The organism is Streptomyces chattanoogensis, from assembly GCF_001294335.1.
In the GTDB taxonomy this organism is placed as follows: Bacteria; Actinomycetota; Actinomycetes; order Streptomycetales; family Streptomycetaceae; genus Streptomyces; species Streptomyces chattanoogensis.
Genome location: NZ_LGKG01000001.1, coordinates 526,699 through 544,962 on the forward strand (window position 1 = coordinate 526,699; position 18,264 = coordinate 544,962).

The 18,264-nt window shown below is 70.9% G+C and carries 11 protein-coding genes; 1 reads left to right on the forward strand and 10 read right to left on the reverse strand.

Annotated elements, in window-relative coordinates:
• Nucleotides 1-6 precede the first annotated feature (6 nt).
• The 4 genes from ADL29_RS02345 to ADL29_RS02360 all read right to left on the reverse strand — a co-directional run bounded on the left by ADL29_RS02345 (nucleotide 7) and on the right by ADL29_RS02360 (nucleotide 4,689).
• Nucleotides 7-915 carry a carbohydrate ABC transporter permease gene (locus tag ADL29_RS02345; protein WP_078970661.1) on the reverse strand — a complete coding sequence of 303 codons (909 nt, stop codon included), beginning with the start codon at nucleotides 913-915 and terminating at the stop codon, nucleotides 7-9.
• Nucleotides 912-2,276 carry an extracellular solute-binding protein gene (locus tag ADL29_RS02350; protein WP_053922237.1) on the reverse strand — a complete coding sequence of 455 codons (1,365 nt, stop codon included), beginning with the start codon at nucleotides 2,274-2,276 and terminating at the stop codon, nucleotides 912-914. Before ADL29_RS02350 ends, ADL29_RS02345 begins: the two co-directional genes overlap by 4 nt.
• A gap of 68 nt (nucleotides 2,277-2,344) precedes the next feature.
• Nucleotides 2,345-3,025 (reverse strand): response regulator, encoded by a 681-nt coding sequence (locus ADL29_RS02355; RefSeq protein ID WP_053922079.1) that lies wholly within the window; start codon nucleotides 3,023-3,025, stop codon nucleotides 2,345-2,347.
• Nucleotides 3,022-4,689 (reverse strand): sensor histidine kinase, encoded by a 1,668-nt coding sequence (locus tag ADL29_RS02360; RefSeq protein ID WP_053922080.1) that lies wholly within the window; start codon nucleotides 4,687-4,689, stop codon nucleotides 3,022-3,024. The genes ADL29_RS02355 and ADL29_RS02360 overlap by 4 nt, the downstream gene beginning before the upstream one ends.
• A gap of 174 nt (nucleotides 4,690-4,863) precedes the next feature.
• Here ADL29_RS02360 and ADL29_RS02365 point away from each other — a divergent pair, with 174 nt between their 5' ends.
• Complete coding sequence (locus tag ADL29_RS02365) at nucleotides 4,864-6,270, forward strand: cation:dicarboxylate symporter family transporter (protein ID WP_053922081.1); 1,407 nt, start codon at nucleotides 4,864-4,866, stop codon at nucleotides 6,268-6,270.
• A 136-nt stretch (nucleotides 6,271-6,406) separates the two neighbouring features.
• On the opposite strand, the gene glgB is transcribed toward ADL29_RS02365, so the two are convergent.
• From glgB to ADL29_RS02395, 6 genes are all read right to left on the reverse strand, one after another.
• Entirely contained in the window at nucleotides 6,407-8,704 is a 2,298-nt protein-coding gene (gene glgB, locus ADL29_RS02370; protein WP_078970662.1) for a 1,4-alpha-glucan branching enzyme, read from the reverse strand.
• A gap of 75 nt (nucleotides 8,705-8,779) precedes the next feature.
• Complete coding sequence (locus tag ADL29_RS02375; RefSeq protein WP_053922082.1) at nucleotides 8,780-10,222, reverse strand: maltokinase N-terminal cap-like domain-containing protein; 1,443 nt, start codon at nucleotides 10,220-10,222, stop codon at nucleotides 8,780-8,782.
• 221 nt (nucleotides 10,223-10,443) lie between these two features.
• On the reverse strand, nucleotides 10,444-12,165 hold the full coding sequence (treS, locus tag ADL29_RS02380; protein WP_046925924.1) for a maltose alpha-D-glucosyltransferase: 1,722 nt from the start codon (nucleotides 12,163-12,165) through the stop codon (nucleotides 10,444-10,446).
• Nucleotides 12,162-14,165, reverse strand: coding sequence for an alpha-1,4-glucan--maltose-1-phosphate maltosyltransferase (locus tag ADL29_RS02385; protein WP_053922083.1), 2,004 nt, complete (start codon nucleotides 14,163-14,165; stop codon nucleotides 12,162-12,164). Before ADL29_RS02385 ends, treS begins: the two co-directional genes overlap by 4 nt.
• A gap of 484 nt (nucleotides 14,166-14,649) precedes the next feature.
• Nucleotides 14,650-15,945 (reverse strand): sensor histidine kinase, encoded by a 1,296-nt coding sequence (locus ADL29_RS02390; protein WP_053922084.1) that lies wholly within the window; start codon nucleotides 15,943-15,945, stop codon nucleotides 14,650-14,652.
• A gap of 468 nt (nucleotides 15,946-16,413) precedes the next feature.
• Nucleotides 16,414-18,054, reverse strand: coding sequence for a M4 family metallopeptidase (locus tag ADL29_RS02395; protein WP_053922085.1), 1,641 nt, complete (start codon nucleotides 18,052-18,054; stop codon nucleotides 16,414-16,416).
• Between the last annotated feature and the right edge of the window lie 210 nt (nucleotides 18,055-18,264).

Sequence of the window (18,264 nt, forward strand, 5' to 3'; positions counted from 1 at the left end):
CCGGCCTCACACCTCCTCCCGCATCAGCCGCAGATACGCGGCCGCGAACAGCGCGCCCACCAGGAGCAGCAGCAGCGCCACCGCGGTGCCGTAGCCGATCAGGGACTTCAGGAAGGCCTGGTCGTACATGAACACCGGCAGGGTCTGGCTGCGGTTGCCCGGACCGCCGCGCGTCATCGTCCAGATCAGGCCGAAGACGGAGAGCGTCTGGAGGGTGTTGAGCATCAGATTGGTGCCGATGGAGCGGCGGATCATCGGCAGCGTGATGTGCCACAGCCGCCGCGGTCCGCCCGCGCCGTCGACCTCCGCGGACTCGGTGACCTCCTGGGGGATCCCGTCGAGCGCCGCGCCGTAGAGGAGCATCGAGAAGGCGGTGCCGCGCCAGACGTTGGCGAACGACACGGCCAGGATGGGCAGCGTGAACAGCCAGTTCTGGGTGGGCAGACGGAGCCACTCCAGGAGGGCGTTGAGGGTGCCGCGCCGCTCGAAGAAGCTGTAGAGGAGGAACGCGGCGACGATTTCCGGGATCACCCAGGCGGTGATCACCACCGCTCCCGTCAGGGTCCGCAGCGGCCGCGAGGCGCGCCGCATCAGACCGGCCAGCGCCAGCCCCAGGGTGTTCTGGCCGAGGAGCGAGGAGACCACGGTGAACACCAGGGTGAGCACGACCGCGTGGAGGAAGTCCGGGTCGGTGACGGCGTGCCGGAAGTTGGCCAGCCCGACGAAGGACGCCGACTCCTGGCCGGTCAGCTGGGTGTCGGTGAAGGCGATCCCCACGCAGTAGCCGATCGGGCCGGCGAGGAAGAGCAGGAGGAGGACGGTGGCGGGGGCGAGGGGGGACCAGCGCAGCAGGGCCGTACGGGTACGGGTACGGGCACGCGGACGGTTACGGCTCCGGGTCCGGTTCCGGCTCATGGCTTGGCGACGACCTGGCCGTCCACGAGGGACGTCAGCTGCCCGTCGTAGTCCCGGGCGGCCTGCTCGGGCGAGGCGGTGCCGGCGGTGACGGCCTCCATCGCCTCACCGATGGCCGCGGAGACCCTGGGGTAGACGGGCAGCGCCGGCCGGTACCGGCTGACCTCGACCAGGCCGGTGAAGAAGCCGATGCCGGGGACGGACCGCCGATAGCGCGGATCGGCCGCGACATCCTTGCGGACCGCGATCTGCGCGCCTCGTACGCACCATTCCAGGGCGTTCTTCCGTGACTGGAACGTCTCGATCAACTTCCAGGCGAGGTCGGGCTGTTGGGACTTCTGCGGTACGGACCAGGTCCAGCCCCCGGCCAGGCTGACCTTGCCGGGGGCGGCGCCGTGCTGGGTGGGGAACGGCGCCTGGCCGAGCGTCGTCGACCATGCGGGCCACGGGTTGCCGCCGCCCGTCTTCTGCCACTGCTGGCCGAGCCACGATCCGTCCAGGTCGATCGCCAGCTTCTCCTCGGGCAGCAGCTCCGCGGCCACACTGGTCTGGATGTTGGGGCTCAGGGCATCGGAGACATCGGGCCCGAGCTTTTCCCGGTAAACCGTGTCGAGGAATTTCAGGCTGTCCCGGAATCCCTTGCTGCCGGTGACCCATTTCTTTGCGCCCGGATCGTAGAGCGGATGTTCTCCGGTCCCGTACAGCAGCATTTCGAAGCCCTGCATCACGGCGGCCTCGCCCGCGCCCTTTCCGGTGAAGACGTTGAGCGGAATGACGCCGGGGACCCGGTCCTTGACGGTGCGGGCCGCGGACAGCACATCGTCCCAGGTCCGGGGCCGCCACTGCGCCGGCAGCCCCGCCTTCTCGAAGATTTTCCTGTTGAACCACAGCCCCCGGGTGTCGGTGCCGTCCGGGACGCCGTACGTCCTGCCGTCCTGCGCCTTTGCCGCGGTCTTCGCGCTCGCCTCGAACTGGTGCCAGTCCTTCCACTTGGCCAGATAGCCGTCCAGGGGGCGCAACAGCCCCGCCTTGATATCGGAGTTGACCAGAAAGGTGTCCTCGTAGACCAGATCGGGCGCGGTCCTCGGGGAGCGCATCATCTGCTGGATCTTGGTGTAGTAGTCGTTCTCCGACGCCTGGATCGGAATGAGCCTGACCTTTTTCCCGGGGTTGGCCTTCTCGAATTCCCGGGCCACGAGGGCGATGTACTGGTCGCGGACCAGCACCTTGCCGTTGGTGTCCTTGATGAAGGCGACTTTGACGGTGTTCCGGTCGCTCCCGGACCTGCTGCCGCAGGCGGTGAGCGTACCGGCGGCAAGGACGGCGGCGGTGAGCAGAATCAGCGGGGCGGTGGGGCGCACGGCGACCTCCAACTAGCCACTAACCACGGCGTGTTGCTTGCCGAAAGTAAGTCACCGCTCACCGTCGGTCAATGCCCCGACCAGCGGTAGCGCAGTTCCGGGCGGCCCACCTGGCCGTACTGCGGGGCGCGGGCGGCCCGGCCGCTCTCGACCAGATGCTCCAGATAGCGGCGGGCGGTGATCCGCGAGATCCCCACGGCGGCGGCCGTCTCCGCCGCCGTCAGCCCGCCCCCGGCGGCCCGCAGCGCCTCGGTCACCGCGCGCAGGGTGGCGGCGGTCAGCCCCTTGGGCGGCGCGGCCGGCCGCGGCGCGCGCAGTGCGGCGATCGCCCGGTCCACCTCGTCCTGGCCGCTGGCCTCGCCCGTGGTGGCGCGGAACGCGGCGTAACGGGTGAGCCGGTCGCGCAAGGTGGCGAAGGTGAAGGGCTTGAGCACGTACTGCACCACGCCGAGCGAGACGCCCTCGCGCACCATCGCCAGGTCGCGGGCCGAGGTGACGGCGATGATGTCCGCGCCGTGCCCGGCCGCGCGCAGGGTCCGTACGAGATGCAGCCCGTGGCCGTCGGGCAGATAGAGGTCGAGCAGCAGGAGGTCGACGGGGTGCTGGTCCAGGTGGCGGCGGGCGTCGGCCATGGAGTGCACGGTGCCGGAGACGGTGAAGCCGGGCACCCGCCCGACGTACAGGGCGTGTGCGTCGGCGGCGACCGGATCGTCCTCGACGACCAGGACCCGGATGCCGGGGCCGCTCACCGGGTGCCTCCCGTGGTGCGGGGGCCGCCCGGTGCGCCGCCGGGGGCGTGCAGCGGCAGCCGTACGGTGAACCGCGCGCCGCCCCCGGGCGCCGGGTCCAGGGTGAGGGTGCCGCGGTTACGGCGGACGGCCTGCCGGACGAGGGCGAGCCCCAGGCCGCGGCCCGGCCCGGACTTGGTGGACCAGCCCCGCCGGAAGATCTCCTCCGTGGCGCCCGCCGCCACGCCGGGGCCGTTGTCGGCAACGCACAGCAGCAGTTCGCCGCCCGCCGCCCGCGCGGTCACCCGCACGGCAGCGGCGCGTTCCTGCGGCGGTGCGGCGGCGTCGATGGCGTTGTCGATCAGGTTGCCCAGCACCGTCACCAGATCGCGGGCGGGCAGCCCGGGCGGCAGCACCCCGTCGTCGATCCGGCTGTCGGGGGTCAGCACCAGCTCGACGCCGCGCTCGTTGGCCTGCGCCGCCTTGCCGAGCAGCAGCGCGGCGAGCACGGGCTCGGCCACCGCGCCGACCACCCGATCGGTCAGCGCCTGCGCCAGCTCCAGCTCGGCGGTCGCGAAGTCCACCGCCTCCTCGGCCCGCCCCAGCTCGATCAGCGAGACGACGGTGTGCAGCCGGTTGGCGGCCTCGTGCGCCTGCGAACGCAGCGCCTCGGCGAAGCCCCGTACGGAGTCCAACTCGCCCGACAGCGCCTGGAGTTCGGTGTGATCGCGCAAGGTGACCACGCTGCCGAGCCGCTCGCCGCCGGAGACCGGGGCCGCATTGACGACCAGCACCCGCTCGGCGGTCAGATGCAGCTCGTCGACCCGGGGGCCGGGCGCCAGCAGCGCCTCGGTCAGCGGCTGCGGCAGCCCCAGCTCCGTGACCGGCAGCCCCACGGCATCGCCGGACAGCCCGAGCAGCTCCCGCCCGCCGTCGTTGATCAGGGCGACCCGGCGCTGCCCGTCGAGCATCAGCAGCCCCTCGCGTACGGCGTGCAGCGCGGCCTGGTGGTAGTCGTGCATCCGGCTCAGCTCGGCGGCGTTCATCCCGTGCGTGTGCCGCCGCAGCCGGGCGTTGATGACATACGTCCCGAGCCCGCCGAGCGCCAGCGCGCCCGCGGCCACCCCGAGCACCGCCAGCACCTGGTCCCGCAGCTGCTCGCTGATCGTCTCGACGGTGATCCCGGCGCTGACCAGGGCGGTGATCCGGCCGCCCTGCCGGGGATCGTGCACCGGCGCGACGACCCGTGCGGACGGCCCGAGCGTCCCCTGATACGTCTCGGGGAAGATCCGTCCGCGCAGTGCGGGCCCGGTGTGCCCCAGGTACGTCTTGCCGATCGCCGCCGGATCCGGGTGCGTCCAGCGCGTCCCGTCCGGCGCCATCACCACCACGAAGTCGACGCCCGCGTCGCGCCGCAGCCGCTCGGTGTACGGCTGGAGCACAGCCGTCGGATCCTTCGTACGGGCCGCCGCCACCACCACCGGGGAATCGGCGACGGCGGTGGCCACGGCGGTCGTCTGCCGCCGCGCGGTCGCCGCCGCCTGCCGCTGTGCACTCAGATACGCGAAGAGCGCACAGCCCGCCACCACCACCGCCACCAGCACCACCTGCATGGCGAACAGCTGCCCGGCCAGACTGCGCGGGCCGCGCAGCCGCCGGGACGGCCAGGGACGGGGGAGTCGCATACAGAACAGTCTGCACGGTCACTTTCCCGGCGGCCCGCACGGTGCGCACGCGCACTTTTCCCGTGAACGAAATGCACGTAAGGGTGACGGGCGCCACAGCGGCGTGCATAGTCGCCGGGACGTTGCGCACCTGAGCCGCAGACCAGCGCACAGCCGTAACCCGAGGAGGCAGCCGTGGCTGCACAGACCCCGCCGTCCGGGGGCACCACCGCGGAGACCGCACCACACAAGCGGGACCGGACCCACTATCTCTACATCGCCGTGATCGGCGCGGTGCTGCTCGGCGTCATCGTGGGCTTTGCCGCCCCCGGTGTCGCCGTCCAGCTCAAACCGCTCGGCACCGGTTTTGTGAGCCTCATCAAGATGATGATTTCGCCGGTCATCTTCTGCACCATCGTGCTCGGCGTCGGCTCGGTCCGTAAGGCCGCCAAGGTCGGTGCGGTCGGCGGGCTGGCGCTCGGCTACTTCATGGTGATGTCCACCGTCGCGCTGGCCATCGGCCTGGTCGTCGGCAATATCCTCGAGCCCGGGTCGGGCCTGCATCTGACGGAGACCGTCCGGCACGCGGGCCAGGCGCAGACCGCGGGCGGCCACGAGTCGACCGCCGACTTCCTGCTCGGCATCATCCCCACCACCCTGGTCTCCGCCTTCACCCAGGGCGAGGTGCTGCAGACGCTGCTGGTGGCGCTGCTGGCCGGCTTCGGACTGCAGGCGCTGGGCGCGGCCGGCGAGCCGGTGCTGCGGGGCGTCGGGCACCTCCAGAAGCTGGTGTTCCGGATGCTCGCCATGATCATGTGGGTGGCGCCGGTGGGTGCCTTCGGCGCCATCGCGGCGGTCGTCGGCGAGACCGGGCTGGATGCGCTGAAGTCCCTGGCCATCATCATGGCCGGCTTCTACCTCACCTGCCTGCTGTTCGTGATCGTGGTGCTCGGTACGGTGCTCCGCCTCGTCGCGGGCGTCAACATCTTCTTGCTGCTGAGGTATCTGGCCCGCGAATTCCTGCTGATCCTGTCCACCTCGTCGTCGGAGTCGGCGCTCCCCAGGCTGATCGCGAAGATGGAGCACCTGGGCGTCAGCAAGCCGGTGGTCGGCATCACCGTCCCCACCGGCTACAGCTTCAACCTGGACGGCACCGCCATCTATCTGACGATGTCCTCGCTGTACGTCGCCGAGGCGATGGGCAAGCCGCTCTCGCTCGGCGAGCAGCTCTCGCTCCTCCTCTTCATGATCATCGCGTCGAAGGGCGCGGCGGGCGTCACCGGCGCGGGCCTGGCCACACTGGCCGGCGGCCTCCAGTCGCACCGGCCCGAACTGGTCGACGGCGTCGGGCTGATCGTCGGCATCGACCGCTTCATGAGCGAGGCGCGGGCGCTGACGAACTATGCGGGCAATGCGGTGGCGACCGTCCTGGTCGGCACCTGGACCAAGGAGATCGACAAGGCGCGGATGGCCGAGGTGCTGGCCGGGCGACTGCCGTTTGCCGAGACGGCGTCGGCCGACGACGGCGGGGCGCCACCGGTGGCGGACGGGGGCGTTGTCGGGCCGCGGGGAGGTGGCGCGAAGTCGTCCGCCTCTGTCTGACGGACCGTTGTGCCTGGGGGCGGGCTGCTACGCCCGCCCCCAGCGGCCTCTTCCCCCGCTGCCCGCCGCCAGGCGCAACGGCGAGACGTCACACGGCGCCGCAGACGACAACGTACGGCCGAAGCCAAGCACAGCGTCACGCAGGGAGAAACCACACCGTGGCCAACGGCGGCAGCACAGCCACCAGCGAGGCCTCCCGGCCATTCCACGGCACCGGCTCCGACTTCAGCGGTTCCGGGTTGGTGACGCCGCTCCCGCCGTAGCGCAGCGCATCCGTGTTGAGGACCTCGTCCCAGGCCGGCACATGCCCGGGGACGCCCAGCCGGTACGCGTGGCGGACGACGGGGGAGAAGTTGGTGACCGAGACGAGAGGGGTGCCGTCGGCCGCGTGGCGGAGGAAGGAGAAGACGTTGTCGTCGGCGGCGTCGCCGTCGATCCAGGAGAAGCCGGCCGGGTCGGTGTCGCGTTCCCACAGCGCCGGCGTCCCGGCGTAGCGGCGGTTCAGGTCGCGCACGAGATCGCGTACGCCCCGGTGGTCCGGCTCCGCCTCGTAGGCGGGGTCCAGCAGCCACCAGTCCGGGCCATGGCTCTCCGCCCACTCCGCGCCCTGGGCGAACTCCTGCCCCATGAAGAGGAGTTGCTTGCCGGGGTGGGCCCACATGTAGCCCAGGTAGGCGCGGTGGGTGGCACGCTGCTGCCACCAGTCGCCGGGCATCTTCGACACCAGCGACCGTTTGCCGTGCACCACCTCGTCGTGGGAGATCGGCAGCACGTAGTTCTCGGAATAGGCGTAGATCATGGAGAAGGTCATCTCGCCGTGGTGGTACTTGCGGTGCACCGGCTCCTTGGACGCATAGACGAGGGAGTCGTGCATCCAGCCCATGTTCCACTTCAGACCGAAGCCCAGACCGCCGAAGCCGCCGGGCCCCACGTGGTGCGTGGCACGGGTGACGCCGTCCCAGGCAGTCGACTCCTCGGCGATGGTGACGACGCCGGGGCAGCGGCGGTAGACGGTTGCGTTCATCTCCTGCAGAAACGCCACCGCGTCCAGGTTCTCCCGGCCGCCGTGGATGTTCGGGGTCCAGCCGCCGTCCTCGCGGGAGTAGTCGAGGTAGAGCATGGAGGCGACGGCGTCCACGCGCAGGCCGTCGATGTGGAACTCCTCGCACCAGTAGACGGCGTTGGCGACCAGGAAGTTACGGACCTCGGTGCGGCCGTAGTCGAACTCCAGGGTGCCCCAGTCCGGGTGCGCGGCCCGTGCCGGGTCCTGGTGCTCGTACAGCGGACGCCCGTCGAACTCCGCCAGCGCCCAGTCGTCGCGCGGGAAGTGCGCCGGCACCCAGTCCATCAGCACGCCGATACCGGCCCGGTGCAGCGCGTCGACGAGGTACCGGAAGTCGTCCGGTGCGCCCATCCGTGCGGTGGGTGCGTAGAAGCCGGTGACCTGATAGCCCCAGGAGCCGCCGAAGGGGTGCTCGGAGACCGGCATGAATTCGACGTGGGTGAAGCCCAGGTCCTTGATGTATGCGGGGAGCTGGGCGGCCAGCTGGCGGTAGGTGAGGCCGGGGCGCCAGGAGGGGAGGTGGACCTCGTAGACGGAGAACGGCGCCTGGTGGACGGGGCGCTCGCCGCGCCGCGCCATCCAGTCGGCGTCCTTCCAGTGGTAGTGCGACTCCTCCACGACGGAGGCGTTGGCCGGCGGGCACTCCGTCCGCCGGGCCATCGGGTCGGCGCGCAGGGTCTTCGAGCCGTCCGGCCGGGTGATCTCGAACTTGTAGAGCTCGCCCTCGCCGATGCCCGGGACGAACAGCTCCCAGACGCCGGAGGAGCCCAGCGAGCGCATCGGGTGGGCCGTGCCGTCCCAGAAGTTGAAGTTGCCGACGATCCGGACTCCTTGGGCGTTGGGCGCCCAGACGGTGAAGCGGGTGCCGGTCACGCCCTGGTGGTCCATGGGCCGCGCACCCAGTGCCCGCCACAGCTGCTCGTGCCGGCCCTCGGAGAAGAGATGCAGGTCGAGTTCGCCGACCGCGGGCAGGAAGCGGTACGCGTCGCGCACCGTCACCGTGCTGTCCTCGTACTCCACCAGCAGCTCGTAGTCCGGGATCCTGCGCAGCGGCAGCACCCCGGCGAACAGCCCGTCCCCCTCGGCGTGGAGGGTGGCGCGCAGCCCCTTCGCCACGACGGTGACGGACACGGCGTACGGCCGAAGGACCCGGAAGAGCAGCCCGCTGCGCACCGGGTGCGCGCCGAGCAGCCCGTGCGGATCGTGATGGGCGCCGCCCAGCAGCCGGATCCGGTCCTCGTCGGCGAGCGGGGCGGCGGGCCGCACCCCACGGCTGCTGGCCTTGGGTTTCGCCGTGCGGGAGGCGGGGGCCGGGCGGGCGGCCCGGCCTGGCGAGGGGTCCGGGGCGGTGGGCGACGGGCGGGCGGTCACGTGAGGTGCCTCCTCAGGGCGGGGCGGGGCATCGTTCGGAGCACGGGGGCCGGGGGGAACGCGGGAAGCACGGGCTCAGTCACCCGCCGCCAGCCGTCGGACGGCGGCCATCGGAACGGGCAGCCAGTCCGGCCGGTGCCGCGCCTCGTACAGCACCTCGTACACGGCCTTGTCGGTCTCGTACGCGCGCATCAGCGCGGGCGCCGAGCGCGGGTCGAGCCCGCCGGCCTCGGCGTAGCCCAGGCAGTAGGCGTCGCGGGTGTGCCGCGCCCACTCCAGCGACCAGGGGTCACCGCCGGCCGGCCCGCTGCGCGCCGCGTAGTCGAAGGACCGCAGCATGGCGGCGACATCGCGCAGCGCGGGCTGGAGCCGGCGGCGCTCCGCCAGGGGCCGGGCCGGTTCACCCTCGAAGTCGATCAGCGACCAGCGGCCCGCACCGGGTGAGCGCAGGGTCTGGCCCAGATGCAGATCGCCGTGGATGCGCTGGGCGGCCCAGCCGCGCCCGTCCCGGCCGACGCCGGCCAGCGCGTCGAACGACGCCCGCAACCGGTCGCGGTAGGGCTGGAGCACCGGCACCGCGCGGGCGGTGGCCTCCAGCCGCGCGGTCATCCGGGCGGCGACGGCGGCCAGCTGCGGGCCGTGCAGCTCGGTCGTCGGCAGCGTCTGTGCGAGCGCGGTGTGCACCTCGGCGGTGGCATGGCCGAGCGCCCGCGCCGGGCCGGTGAAGTCGGCCCGTGCGGCCAGCGCGTCGAGCGCCAGCCGCCAGCCGTCCGAGGAGCCCGGAAGATACTGCTGGAGGACGCCCAGGGTGGTCGGCTCGCCGCCCTCCTCGGCGGCCTCCGTCTCCAACCACGCCACCGGTGCGGGCACCCGCGCGCACCGGGCGGCGGTGAGCGCGCGGGGCAGCTCCAGGTCCGGGTTGATGCCGGGCGCAATGCGCCGGAAGATCTTCAGGATGTACGCATCCCCGTACACGATCGAGGAGTTGGACTGCTCGGCGGTGACCGGCCGGGCCGGCAGTCCGGAGGGCGGGCCGGCGCCCGGCTCGCGGCCGAAGCGCAGCGCACCGATCCGGCCGGGCATCCGCAGCCGCTCCAGCAGCAGTCCGCACAGCCGGTTGTCGAGCAGCGCGTCATAGACGGTCCGGCCGCGCAGCGGACCGCCGGCGGGACGGCCGATCGCGGCGGGCGCCAGCCGCGGCGGCAGCGCCGGATGCACGCCGAGCAGCAGCTGATAGCAGTCACCCGCGACGGCCGCCCGGCTCGGCGGCACGGGCTGCTGGGCCCGCACCAGCAGCTGCAGTATTCCCGGTGCGGTCCCCTCGGCGGTGCACGACAGCAGTTCGGTCGCCGAGACCAGCGAGAAGCCGGTGATCAGCCGTCCCTTGCCGGCGAACCAGCGCTGGCGGGGCACCCATTCCGCGAGCAGGGGTGCGAGCGACGACAGCAGATCGGGGGCGGTGACGAGCGGACGGTCCGGTGTCTTTCGGGTGGCACGGGTCGAGGCGGTCTCCGACATGGCGTCGCGTCCTTTCCCCGGGCACACGACAGATAGCCCAAAGTGTCCCGGAATGCGGCCTTGACTGTGCGGCGGCGCGGTGGGGGTACCCCCAGACGGAGGTCCGGGGAGTGTGCCCGGCCGAAAGGTCAGAAAACGCCCGTACGCGCGTGCGGCCGCGTACGGGCGGATTTCGGGGGAGCCCGTGCCCGGTGGGGCGGCTCTGCGGTGCGGCGGTTCCGTCAGGCGGCGGGGTTCTTGCGCAGCCGGAACCAGTAGAAGCCGTGGCCCGCGAGGGTGAGCAGGTACGGCAGTTCGCCGATGGGCGGGAAGCGGACGCCACCGATCAGTTCGACCGGGTGGCGGCCGCTGAACGCCTGCAGATCCAGCTCCGTCGGCTGCGCGAAACGCGAGAAGTTGTTCACACACAGCACCAGGTCGTCGTCCGCGCCGCCGGTACCGGGCGATTCCCGCAGGTAGGCGAGGACCGCCGGGTTGCTGGAGGGCAGCTCGGTGTAGCTGCCGAGCCCGAACGCCGGGTTCTGCTTCCGGATCTCGATCATCCGGCGGGTCCAGTGCAGCAGCGACGACGGCGAACTCATCGCCGCCTCGACATTGGTGACCTGATAGCCGTAGACCGGATCCATGATGGTCGGCAGCGAGAGCCGGCCCGGGTCGCAGGAGGAGAATCCGGCGTTGCGGTCCGGCGTCCACTGCATCGGGGTGCGCACCGCATCGCGGTCCCCGAGCCAGATGTTGTCGCCCATGCCGATCTCGTCGCCGTAATAGAGAATCGGCGAACCGGGGAGCGAGAGCAGCAGCGCGGTGAAGAGCTCGATCTGGTTGCGGTCGTTGTCGAGCAGCGGGGCCAGCCGCCGGCGGATGCCGATGTTGGCGCGCATCCGCGGGTCCTTGGCGTATTCCGCGTACATGTAGTCACGCTCTTCGTCCGTGACCATTTCGAGGGTCAGCTCGTCGTGGTTGCGAAGGAAGATGCCCCACTGGCAGCCGGACGGAATCGCCGGGGTCTTGGCGAGGATTTCCGATACCGGATAGCGTGATTCGCGGCGTACCGCCATGAAGATCCGGGGCATGACCGGGAAATGGAATGCCATATGGCATTCGTCGCCGCCCACGGCGTAGTCGCCGAAGTAGTCGACGACGTCCTCCGGCCACTGATTCGCCTCGGCGAGCAGCACGGTGTCCGGGTAATGCATGTCGATCTCGGCGCGCACCCGCTTGAGGAACGCGTGCGAGGCGGGCAGATTCTCGCAGTTGGTGCCCTCCTCGGCGTAGAGATACGGCACCGCGTCCAGCCGGAAGCCGTCGATGCCCAGGTCGAGCCAGAACCGCAGCGCGGAGATCATCTCCTCCTGGACCGCCGGGTTCTCGTAGTTGAGATCCGGCTGATGGGAGAAGAAACGGTGCCAGTAGTACTGCTTGCGCACCGGATCGAAGGTCCAGTTGGACGCCTCGGTGTCGACGAAGATGATCCGGGCATCGGCGTACTGCTTGTCGTCGTCCGCCCAGACGTAATAGTCGCCGTACGGCCCTTCCGGGTCGGTACGCGACTCCTGGAACCACGGGTGCTGATCGCTGGTGTGGTTCATCACCATATCGATGATGACCCGCATACCGCGGTGGTGTGCGGCGTCCACGAATTCCACGAAATCGGCCAGATCGCCGAATTCGGGGAGCACCGAGTTGTAGTCGGAGACATCGTATCCGCCGTCCCGCAGAGGGGATTTGAAGAACGGCGGCAGCCACAGGCAGTCCACCCCCAGCCATTGCAGATAGTCGAGCTTCGCCGTGATGCCCTTGAGATCCCCGACGCCGTCGCCGTTGCTGTCCTGGAACGAGCGCACCAGGACTTCGTAGAAGACGGCCCGTTTGAACCAGTCGGGATCGCGGTCCTTCGCCGGTGTGTCCTCGAACGTGTCGGGGACGGGCTCATTGACGATCAATTGGGTGACCCTCCGATCGGTGAGGACGGTCGCAGTGACAGCACATGAGCGGGCGCGGGCGCACGGCCCGGCTCCAGGCGCACATAGTTGTCCCTGCCCCAGTGGTAGGTGTCGCCGGTGAGCTCGTCGCGCACCGGCAAGGAATCGTGCCGGCCGAGGCCGAGTTCCGGCATGTCCAACGACACCGTCGCCTCGTGGGTGTGGTGCGGATCGAGGTTGACCACTGTGAGCACCGTGTCGGCCCCGTCCCCGTGCCCCGAACGCTTGGAGTACGCGATCACGGAATCGTTGTCGACGTGGTGGAAGTGCAGGTTGCGCAGCTGCTGGAGCGCGGGGTGCCGGCGCCGGATGCGGTTGAGCGCCGTGATGAGCGGGGCGATGGTACGCCCTTCACGGGCCGCCGCATCCCAGTCGCGGGGCCGCAGTTGGTACTTCTCCGAGTCCAGGTACTCCTCGCTCCCCGGGCGCAGCGCGGTCGCCTCGCACAGCTCGTAACCTGCGTAGACGCCCCACGTCGGGGAGAGCGTGGCGGCCAGCACGGCGCGTGCCTCGAAGGCCGCGCGGCCGCCGTCCTGGAGATAGGCGTGCAGGATGTCCGGGGTGTTGACGAAGAAATTCGGCCGCAGGTAGTCGGCGCTCTCACCGGACAGTTCGGTGAGGTACGCGGTGAGTTCCCGCTTGGTGTTGCGCCAGGTGAAGTAGGTGTACGACTGGTGGAAGCCGATCTGGGCGAGGGTGTGCAGCATCGCGGGACGGGTGAACGCCTCGGCGAGAAAGAGGACATCGGGGTCGGTGCGGCCGATGTCGGCGAGCACCTTCTCCCAGAACACCACCGGCTTGGTGTGCGGGTTGTCGACGCGGAAGATCCGTACGCCCTTGGCCATCCAGAAGCGCAGCAGCCGCTCCGTCTCGCGCACCAGCCCGCGGAAGTCGGTGTCGAAGGCGATGGGGTAGATGTCCTGGTACTTCTTCGGCGGGTTCTCCGCGTACGCGACGGAGCCGTCGGCGCGGTGGTGGAACCACTGCGGGCGCTGCTCGACCCAGGGGTGGTCGGGGGAGCACTGGAGGGCGAAGTCCAGGGCCACTTCCATCCGCAGCTCGCGGGCGGTGCGCACGAAGTGGTCGAAGTCCTCGAAGGTGCCCAGGTCCGGATGGAGGGCGTCATGGCCGCCGTCGGCGGAGCCGATCGCCCAGGGGGAGCCGACGTCGTCCGGTCCCGCGGACAGCGCGTTGTTGGGGCCCTTGCGGAAGGCGGTCCCGATCGGATGCACGGGCGGCAGATAGACGACGTCGAAGCCCATGGCGGCGACCGCGGGCAGCCGTTCGGCGGCGGTGCGCAGGGTGCCGCTGATGACACTGCCGTCCGGGGCGGTGATCGCGCCCTCGGAGCGCGGGAAGAGCTCGTACCACGAGCCGTACAGGGCCCGTTGGCGCTCGACGACCAGCGGCATCGGCCGGGAGACGGTGAGCAGCTCACGCAGCGGATGGCGGTCGAGGGCGCCGGTGACCTCGGGGTCCAGGGCGGCGGCGAGGCGGGCGGCGGCGGGGAGCCGGCCGTTGCGCAGCGCGTCCACGGCGCCGAGCACCGCCTCGCGGCCGTCGCTCTTGGGCACGTCGGCGGCGGCCCGTTCGTGCAGTGCGGCGCCCTCGGCGAGCACCAGCTCGGTGTCGATGTCCGCCGGGATCTTGACGGCGGCATGCCGTCGCCAGGTGGTGAGCGGATCGGACCAGGCCTCGACCGTGTAGGTCCAGCGGCCCTCGATGGCGGGGGTGACCTCGGCGGTCCACCGGTCGGTGCCGGGCGCGGCCTCGCGCATCGGCGTCCAGGGGCCGCAGCGGCCGGCGGGGTTGCGCAGCACCACGTTCGCGGCGACCGCGTCATGTCCTTCCCGGAACACGGTGGCCGAGACCTCGACGCTCTCGCCGACCACCGCCTTCGCCGGGCGGCGGCCGCAGTCGATCTGCGGGCGGATGTCCAGTACAGGGATGCGACCGATCATGGGCTCACCTGGGCTAGTGATGCTTTGCGGGGTTTTGTCCTTTGTAGCCGCTCCACGGTAGGGGGACGGGCTCCGGGCATGGGCGCTCCTGTCCGCTTTCACTCGGTTGGCGGTGGCTGCGGCGGGCAGCGGCCTACGAGGTGAGCCTGCCCGTGGCGTGCGGCGGGGCAATCCGGTGCGCAGGTGAACTACTCGTTCGTAACACCTCGCGGGCGGCCGCGGAAAGGCGCTGACGCATCGGTTCGCCTCCTCAACTCGGGTGAATCACAAGAGATTTGAATCACAAGGGAGTTGCGGTGTGCGGTGGTCCGGTGCCGCGCCGGGCCCGTCGGCGCCACACCGCAGCCTCTCGCCAGGAGGGGGTCCGTACAAGAGCGCATGAGGGGGTGGAATCAGCCATATCGGCGGACCCGGCGGTACGGACGGTGCTGCGGGGTGCGGGCGGTGTTCCCGGGGGCCGTGGGGCCGGCCGACGCGGCACCGCCTACGGTTGCGCGCGCCGGACGAGGGCTTTCCCGGCCAGCCGGCCGCCGGCGAAGCGGAGTTCATAGGCGGCCGCGGTGCGGGTGCCGGTGCTGTAGTACGTGCAGGACCAGCCGTGCGGGGGCGGCGGGGTGCCGTCGGGCGGGGCGTCCAGGGCGAAGAACGGCAGGGATTTGTCGGCCTCGGTGCGGGGCGTGCCGATGCGCAGGCCGTCGTAGCGGGCGCGGTCCAGGACCGTCCGGGACGGGATGGCGAGGCGGGAGACGCCCATCGGTGCCACCAGGGCCGCCGGCGGCGCCAAGGGGAGGGGCACCGTCTGCCGCAGGCGGCGCCGCACCCGGTGTTGTGCCTGCGCCAACTCCCCCTGGAATGTGGTGGGTTCGTGGCGCTTCGGTGGCGGGGGTGGTGCGCCGATGACGGTCGGCAGGGACGCCGAGGCGGTGAAGCCGCCCTCCGGAGCGGGCCCGGCGTGGAGGGTGCCGCCGAGCTCGGATCCGGCGCGGGACCGGCCGGGCGGGGGCCGCTGGCCACCGTGATGTCCAGGTGTTCCGCGGACCGTTCGATCCGCACCGGCGCGGTCACGCTCGCGTCGGCCGGTGCCGGTGGCGCGTTCTCGTCGTCGGTGCGCAGGACGCCGATGATCTCCTGCAGCCGTTCGGCGCCGCGGATCCAGCCCGGAATCGACCTCAAGTGCCCGCGCGCGCAAGGCGATCAGGGCCAGATCATGGCCGAGGGGGCCATGCATGTCCCCGGCGATCCGGGTGCGTTTGCGCAACCGGGCGCCGTCGGCGACGGCCCGCTGCTCGCACTCCCTCCGCGCGGCGAGCTGCCGGCCGGTGCGGACCAGTTCGCCGTACTGACGGCGGTAGCGGCCCAGCAGCCACGGCAGCACCACGAGGAGCAGCGGCGTCAGCAGTGCCGAGAACCACGGCCAGATCGTTCGGTCGGCCAGTGCGCTGAGCGGGAGTCCGGTGGCCGCGAGAGCGGTGAAGGTCCACAGCGCGGGGCGGGCGCGCGGCATCCGGACGCCCGCCAGAGCGCCGAAGACGGCCATCGGAAGGCAGTACGCGACGGTGAACAGGTCCCGGGACACCGCCAGGCTCGCCAGGACGGGCAGCGCCACCGACACCAACGGCAGCCGCCTGCGCACCAGGACGGCCACGGCGAGCAGCGGGAAGGCGGCCGCGGTGGCCCACCACCGCATTCCGGACCGGCCGTCGAACGCGATGAGCGGCGGAACGCAAAGAATCAGCCAGAGCCCGAGCCCGGGGAGCCGTGGGCGGCGGAGGCCGGTCATGACTCCTCCGGGACCAGCCCCGTCTCGTACGCGAGGATCGCCGCCTGCACCCGGTTCCTGAAGCCGAGCGGATCCGGGCCGGCCGGTCCTCGCCGAGACAGGTGATGACCCGGCGGGCGACGGCCGGGGAGAGCGCGGCGCCGCCCTCCGCGACGGCCCGGAGCCCGGTGATCAGCTCCCGTGGATCACCGGACTTGAGCGGGAACCCGGCGGCACCGGAGCCGAGGGCGTCCGCCACATACGCGTCGTCGGAGAACGTCGTCGGCATCACCACGGCCGGTCCGCGGCATCGGCTCGTCGTCGGCCGGCAGCACTGTGACCGTCCGGCTCAGTCCGTACCCCCGTCGTATACGAAGGGGCGGTGTCCGGAGGTTCTCCGGACACCGCCCGCTCTTGGGGTCACGTCACCTCTGGGCCGCCGGTACGTGGCCGAACGCCCGTGCAGAGGTGGTTACTCGACCTTGCTGCTTACTTGACCGCGACACCGGTCCACGCGGACTCGACGCCCTTGACCTCGGCGCTGTCCTTGCCGTAGAGGTCGGTGGCGGCCTTGACGGTCGCCTCGCGCGCGCCCTTGTAGTCGGTGTTCGAGGTCATGTACTCGGTCAGGGCCTTGAACCAGATCTTCTCGGCCTTGTCCCGGCCGATGCCCTCGACCTTGGAGTTGTCCGCCGTCGGGCTGTCGTACTTGACGCCACCGATCTCCTTCGGGCCGCTGCCCTCGGACAGCAGGTAGAAGAAGTGGTTGGCGACACCCGAGGAGTAGTGCGGGTCCAGGCCACCGGTCTCGGAGTCCCAGAAGTCCTTCGACTGGCCGTCCTTGCTGGGCTTGTCCATGTAGCGCAGCGGGGAGCCGTCACCGTTGATGTCGATCTTCTCGCCGATGAGGTAGTCGCCCGGGTCCTTGTCGTTCTTGGCGTAGAACTCGACCGAGGTGCCGAAGATGTCCGAGGTGCCCTCGTTCAGGCCGCCGGACTCGCCGCTGTACTCCAGGTTGGCGGTGGCGGAGGTGACACCGTGCGACATCTCGTGCGCCGCCACGTCCAGGGCGGTGAGCGGGTGCTTGTTGCCCTCGCCGTCGCCGTACGTCATGCAGAAGCAGCTGTCGTCCCAGAACGCGTTGACGTAGCTGTCGCCGTAGTGGACGCGGGACGAGGCACCCTTGCCGTCGCCCTTGATGCCGCTGCGGCCGTGGACGTTCTTGTAGTAGTCCCAGGTCACGCCGGCGCCGTAGTGCGCGTCGACGGCCGCGGTCTGCGGGTCATCGGGCTTGCCGGTGCCCCACGCGTCGTCGTCGTCCGTGAACGGCTTGCCGTCGCCGTTCTCGCTGTTCCCGAGGTTGGTGGTCTTGTGACCGCCGCGCCCGTCGTCGGTCAGCGTGAACTTGTTGCCGTCCTTCTTGGTGCCCAGCTCGACGCTGCCGCTGTACTCGCTCTCGCCCTTGCCGGTGTGGATCTCGTCGTACTGGAAGAGCTTCTTGCCGGTGTTGGCGTCGGTGATGACGTGCAGCCGGCTCGGCGTGCCGTCCTTCTGGACGCTGGTGACGACGGTGTCGTACGCGAGGGTGGGGGTACCGGACGCGGCCCAGACGACCTTGCGTGCGGTCTTCGCGGCGGGCGACTTGGCGCCGATGGACTTGGCCGCGACGCCCTGCGCCGACTTCTGCGCGGCCGACGGGGCGATCTTCGCCGTGGTGGACGCGACCGTGATGGTCTTGTTCGTCGCCTTGGTGGTGCTCTTGACCGCGCCGCCCTTGGCGGAGTGCACGATCAGGTCGCCGCCGAGCACCGGCAGTCCGGCGAAGGTGCGCTCGTAGCGGGTGTGCGTGGTGCCGTTTGCGTCCTTGATGACGTCCTTGACGACCAGCTTCTCCTGGCCGCCGAGGCCGAGGGACTTGGCGGTCATCGCCTTCGTGGCGTCCGCGTCGCGCAGCAGTTCGGCGCGGTGGGAGGCGCTCAGCACGAGCGGCTGGCCGCCCAGTGCCTTGGCCTCCTGCTTCGGGGCCGGCGAGGCGCCGGCGGTACCTACGGTGATGCCGGCGGCCAGCAGGGCCGCGGCGGCAAGGGCGGTACCAGTGACACGGGTCTTACGGGATATGCGGGGGGTCACGCGGACTCCTTCAACTTTGCCAAGTGGTGGGGGTGCAAAGCGATGCGGGTGTGACGCGTCGGAAGACTGCCATTCGAACGCGTGCATGTCAGGAGGGTGTTGCAAGGTTGGCTGAAAATCGTCCGTAGAGAGGTGACCGCCGTCCGTTAAACGGAAAGGGGCGCCGCCCCCGGAAGCTCCGGGAACGACGCCCTGCTCTGCTTTCAACTT

Bases quoted from the DNA above. Each gene is read 5' to 3' on its own strand.
- ADL29_RS02360 (WP_053922080.1), bottom strand. From the start codon at position 4,689: ATGCGACTCCCCCGTCCCTGGCCGTCCCGGCGGCTGCGCGGCCCGCGC.
- ADL29_RS02345 (WP_078970661.1), bottom strand. From the start codon at position 915: ATGAGCCGGAACCGGACCCGGAGCCGTAACCGTCCGCGTGCCCGTACC.
- ADL29_RS02375 (WP_053922082.1), bottom strand. From the start codon at position 10,222: ATGTCGGAGACCGCCTCGACCCGTGCCACCCGAAAGACACCGGACCGT.
- ADL29_RS02385 (WP_053922083.1), bottom strand. From the start codon at position 14,165: ATGATCGGTCGCATCCCTGTACTGGACATCCGCCCGCAGATCGACTGC.
- ADL29_RS02390 (WP_053922084.1), bottom strand. From the start codon at position 15,945: ATGACCGGCCTCCGCCGCCCACGGCTCCCCGGGCTCGGGCTCTGGCTG.